This is a genomic window from Pseudomonas sp. NPDC087598 (assembly GCF_044743525.1).
Classification (GTDB): domain Bacteria; phylum Pseudomonadota; class Gammaproteobacteria; order Pseudomonadales; family Pseudomonadaceae; genus Aquipseudomonas.
Map to the genome: position 1 here is coordinate 1 of NZ_JBIUWQ010000123.1, position 4,530 is coordinate 4,530.

The 4,530-nt window shown below is 57.6% G+C and carries 3 protein-coding genes and 1 pseudogene; all 4 read left to right on the top strand.

All coding sequences use genetic code 11. The features are described 5' to 3' along the window. Positions 1-37: 37 nt before the first annotated feature. A pseudogene (gene infB, locus ACIOWE_RS29740) lies at positions 38-2,437 on the top strand (translation initiation factor IF-2); the annotation flags it as partial. Between the two features lie 159 nt (positions 2,438-2,596). Beyond that, the gene (rbfA, locus tag ACIOWE_RS29745; RefSeq protein ID WP_401398526.1) at positions 2,597-2,998 is read left to right on the top strand and encodes a 30S ribosome-binding factor RbfA; all 402 of its coding nucleotides are present in this window, start codon (positions 2,597-2,599) and stop codon (positions 2,996-2,998) included. Between the two features lie 4 nt (positions 2,999-3,002). Continuing rightward, complete coding sequence (gene truB / locus ACIOWE_RS29750) at positions 3,003-3,920, top strand: tRNA pseudouridine(55) synthase TruB (protein ID WP_201235483.1); 918 nt, start codon at positions 3,003-3,005, stop codon at positions 3,918-3,920. A gap of 142 nt (positions 3,921-4,062) precedes the next feature. Beyond that, positions 4,063-4,308 carry a 30S ribosomal protein S15 gene (rpsO, locus tag ACIOWE_RS29755; RefSeq protein WP_401398528.1) on the top strand — a complete coding sequence of 82 codons (246 nt, stop codon included), beginning with the start codon at positions 4,063-4,065 and terminating at the stop codon, positions 4,306-4,308. Positions 4,309-4,530: the final 222 nt, after the last annotated feature.

Genomic DNA, 4,530 nt, shown 5'->3' on the forward strand with positions numbered 1-4,530 from the left:
AAACAAACAACAAAAACAGACATAAACAAATAAGAAATACAAGCTGACTCACTTGAAAAGCAGCCACAAGGCGAAAGTGGAAGAACCACGCAAGATCACGCTGCAGCGTAAAACCACCAGCACCCTGCGTGTGGCTGGTAGCAAAAGCATCAGCGTAGAAGTTCGCAAAAAGAAAGTTTTCGTACAGCGTAGCCCGGAAGAAATCGAAGCCGAACGCAAGCGTGAACTGGATGAGCGTCGCGCAGTAGAAAATGCTGCCCGTCAGAAGGCTGAAGAAGAAGCCAAGCAGCGCGCCGAAGAAGAAGCGCGCCGCCAGCCTGCTGCTGCGCAAACCGCTTCCAGCGACGCCGTTGCGGCGCCGGCTGCAGCTGCCGAACCAGTACGCGAAAGCGCACCGGTGGTTGCCGCTGCTCCAGCACCGTCTGCTGACGTTCGTAACAAGCAGAACGAACAGCGCCGTCCGGACAAACCACGTGCCGACGACAACAATCGTCGCAGTGGCGGTGGTGATGGCGAGCGTAAAAACGCTCCGCATCGCGCATCGGTCAAAGAGAAAGCGCCAGCGCCACGCGTCGCGCCACGTACTACCGACGAAGAAAGCGATGGCTTCCGTCGTGGTGGTCGCGGCAAGGCCAAGCTGAAGAAGCGCAACGCCCACGGTTTCCAGAGCCCAACCGGCCCTGTCGTGCGTGATGTGCAGATCGGCGAGACCATCACTGTTGGCGATCTCGCCAATCAGATGTCGGTCAAGGCTGCTGAAATCATCAAGTTCATGTTCAAACTGGGTAATACAGCGACCATCAAACAGGTGCTTGATCAGGAAACTGCTCAGCTGGTAGCCGAAGAACTGGGCCACAAAGTGACCCTGGTCAGCGACACCGCCCTGGAAGATTCCCTGGCCGAGTCTCTGAAGTTTGAAGGTGAGTCGTTCTCCCGTGCACCAGTCGTGACCGTAATGGGCCACGTTGACCACGGTAAGACTTCCCTGCTCGACTACATCCGTCGTGCCAAGGTAGCTGCTGGCGAAGCCGGTGGTATCACTCAGCACATCGGTGCGTACCACGTTGAAACAGAACGCGGCATGGTTACCTTCCTCGACACCCCGGGTCACGCTGCGTTTACCGCAATGCGTGCTCGTGGTGCCAAGGCGACCGACATCGTGATCCTGGTGGTTGCAGCGGACGACGGCGTGATGCCGCAGACCATTGAAGCTGTTCAGCACGCTGTAGCGGCTGGCGTTCCACTGGTAGTTGCAGTGAACAAGATCGACAAGCCGGGCGCTGATCTCGATCGCATCCGTAGCGAACTGTCGGTTCACGGCGTGACTTCGGAAGAGTGGGGCGGTGATACGCCGTTCGTACCGGTTTCGGCGAAAGTCGGTACTGGCGTAGACGAACTGCTCGAAGCTGTTCTGCTGCAAGCTGAAGTTCTCGAACTGAAAGCAACCCCTTCGGCTCCGGGCCGTGGTGTTGTGGTTGAATCGCGTCTCGACAAAGGTCGTGGCCCGGTTGCAACCGTTCTGGTTCAAGACGGTACCCTGCGTCAAGGCGACATGGTTCTGGTCGGTTCGAACTATGGCCGCGTTCGCGCCATGCTCGACGAGAACGGCAAGCCAATCAAGGAAGCCGGTCCTTCCATCCCTGTCGAGATCCTCGGCCTGGACGGTACCCCGGACGCTGGCGACGAGATGAGCGTGGTTGCCGACGAGAAGAAAGCCCGTGAAGTGGCTCTGTTCCGTCAAGGCAAGTTCCGCGAAGTCAAACTGGCTCGTGCTCATGCTGGCAAGCTGGAAAACATCTTCGAAAACATGGGTCAGGCCGAGAAGAAGACGCTCAACATCGTCCTCAAATCCGACGTCCGTGGTTCGTTGGAAGCGTTGAACGGTGCCTTGAATGGCCTGGGCAACGACGAAGTGCAAGTGCGCGTAGTCGGCGGCGGTGTCGGTGGTATCACCGAGTCCGACGCTAACCTGGCACTGGCTTCCAACGCTGTACTGTTCGGCTTCAACGTGCGTGCCGATGCTGGCGCACGGAAGATCGTCGAGCAGGAAGGTCTGGATATGCGTTACTACAACGTGATCTACGACATCATCGAAGACGTCAAGAAAGCCCTGACCGGTATGCTCGGCAGCGATGTTCGCGAGAACATCCTGGGTATCGCCGAAGTGCGTGACGTGTTCCGTTCGCCGAAGTTTGGCGCGATCGCTGGCTGCATGGTGATCGAAGGTGTTGTGCACCGTAACCGTCCGATCCGTGTACTGCGTGAAGACATCGTTATCTTCGAAGGCGAGCTGGAATCCCTGCGCCGCTTCAAGGATGACGCTTCCGAAGTACGTGCCGGCATGGAATGCGGTATCGGCGTGAAGAGCTACAACGACGTCAAAGTCGGTGACAAGATCGAAGTCTTCGAGAAGGTTCAGGTTGCTCGCAGCCTCTAACTCGCGCACTTCAGGAGCCGTGATGGTCGGCCGCACTGCAATGTGTGGCGCATCACGCGGACTCTAAACGCAACGCCCGGTCTGGCTTTTGTCAGGCCGGGCGTTTGCCGCTTTCAGACCTTGCGGGTTTCACCGTGGGGCAGTAACAGGTAACAAATCATGGCAAAAGAATACAGCCGTACCCAACGTATCGGCGATCAGATGCAGCGCGAGCTGGCCCAACTGATCCGTCGTGAAGTCAAAGATCCGCGCGTCGGCCTGGTCACCATTACCGCTGTGGAAGTCAGCCGTGACGTCGGTCACGCGAAGATTTTCATCACCGTGATGGGGCAGGACAACGCCGAAGACATCGCGCAAAGCATCAAGGTACTGAATGCCGCCGCAGGTTTCCTGCGTATGCAACTTGCCCGTGAAATGAAGCTGCGCAGCGTGCCGCAATTGCACTTCCATTACGACGAATCCGTCGTTCGTGGTGCGCATCTGTCGGCCCTGATCGAGCGCGCCGTGGCTGAAGACAATCAGCACCCGGCGGCCGCCGAACCTGAAGACACCAAGGAGTAATTCGGTGGCTCAGGTCAAACGTATCCGTCGTAACGTCAGTGGCATCATCCTGCTCGACAAGCCGCTGGGGTTCACCTCCAACGCCGCGTTGCAGAAGGTTCGCTGGCTGCTCAACGCCGAGAAGGCCGGGCACACTGGCAGTCTCGACCCGCTGGCCAGCGGCGTGTTGCCGCTGTGCTTCGGTGAGGCAACCAAGTTCTCGCAATACCTGCTCGATTCCGACAAGGCTTATGAAACCCTGGCGCAACTGGGCAAGACCACCACCACGGCCGATGCCGAAGGTGAGGTTTTGCTGGAACGCCCGGTGACCGTTGGTCGCGCCGATGTCGAGGCGGTCCTGCCGAAATTTCGTGGCCAAATCAGTCAGATACCGCCGATGTACTCGGCACTCAAGCGTGATGGCCAGCCGCTGTACAAGCTGGCCCGTGCAGGTGAAGTAGTGGAGCGCGAACCGCGTTCTGTTACTATTGCGCGCTTGGAATTACTGGCCTTCGAAGGCGATACTGCGCGGCTCGCGGTGGATTGCAGCAAAGGCACCTATATCCGCACCCTGGTGGAGGATATCGGTGAGCAACTCGGTTGTGGTGCGTACGTCGCAGAATTGCGCCGTACCCAGGCCGGGCCTTTCACCCTGGCGCAAACCGTGACCCTCGAAGAGCTGGAAGCGGTACATGCCGAAGGCGGCAACGAAGCGGTCGACCGCTTCCTGATGCCATCGGACAGCGGCCTGCAGGATTGGCCGCTGCTGCACTTCTCGGAAGCGAGCGCGTTCTACTGGCTCAACGGCCAGCCGGTACGTGCCCCGGATGCTCCGAAGTTCGGCATGGTACGGGTACAGGATCACAATGGTCGCTTCATCGGTATCGGTGAAGTGAGCGAAGACGGGCGCATTGCGCCACGTCGTTTGATTCGGTCGGAATGACCGAAACCAGCCTGTGTAAAAGCAGGCTGGCGAGTGTGGCTGTTAACAGGCACGGTCACGACTCATTTATAGATACAGGGATTTGTCCCTGGCCTGTTGAAGCTGTTTCCCTGAAACAGTTTCCTGATAAAAGGATTGCCTCATGGCTCTCGACGTTCAAGAAAAAGCTCAAATCGTTGCTGACTACAAGCAAGCTGTTGGTGACACTGGTTCGCCAGAAGAGCAAGTTGCAATGCTGACCAACAACAACAACAAGCTGAAAGATCACCACTCCCGTCGTGGTCTGATCCGCATGGTAAACCAGCGTCGCAAGCTGCTGGACTACCTGAAAGGCAAGGATCTGGGTCGTTATCAGACTCTGATCGGTCGCCTGGGTCTGCGTCGCTAATCAGCGATTGCGCTATGAGGTTGGTTGTCTGCCAGACGTCTGCGGTTTTCCGCCGGCGCCTTGCAGGCTCCCAGCCTCAAGTTTTATCTGGATACACGTTTTACCCTGGACAGGCGTTGGGCCGATTCCCGACATTGCCCAAGAATTTCGCAAGAAACCAGTTCCCCCAAGAGCCACAAAGAAGGTAGGTCTCCGTGTACCCGGTAATCAAAAAATTCCAGT

Excerpts from the sequence above, each read along its gene's own strand:
- rbfA (WP_401398526.1), top strand. The coding sequence starts at position 2,597 with ATGGCAAAAGAATACAGCCGTACCCAACGTATCGGCGATCAGATGCAG.
- rpsO (WP_401398528.1), top strand. The coding sequence starts at position 4,063 with ATGGCTCTCGACGTTCAAGAAAAAGCTCAAATCGTTGCTGACTACAAG.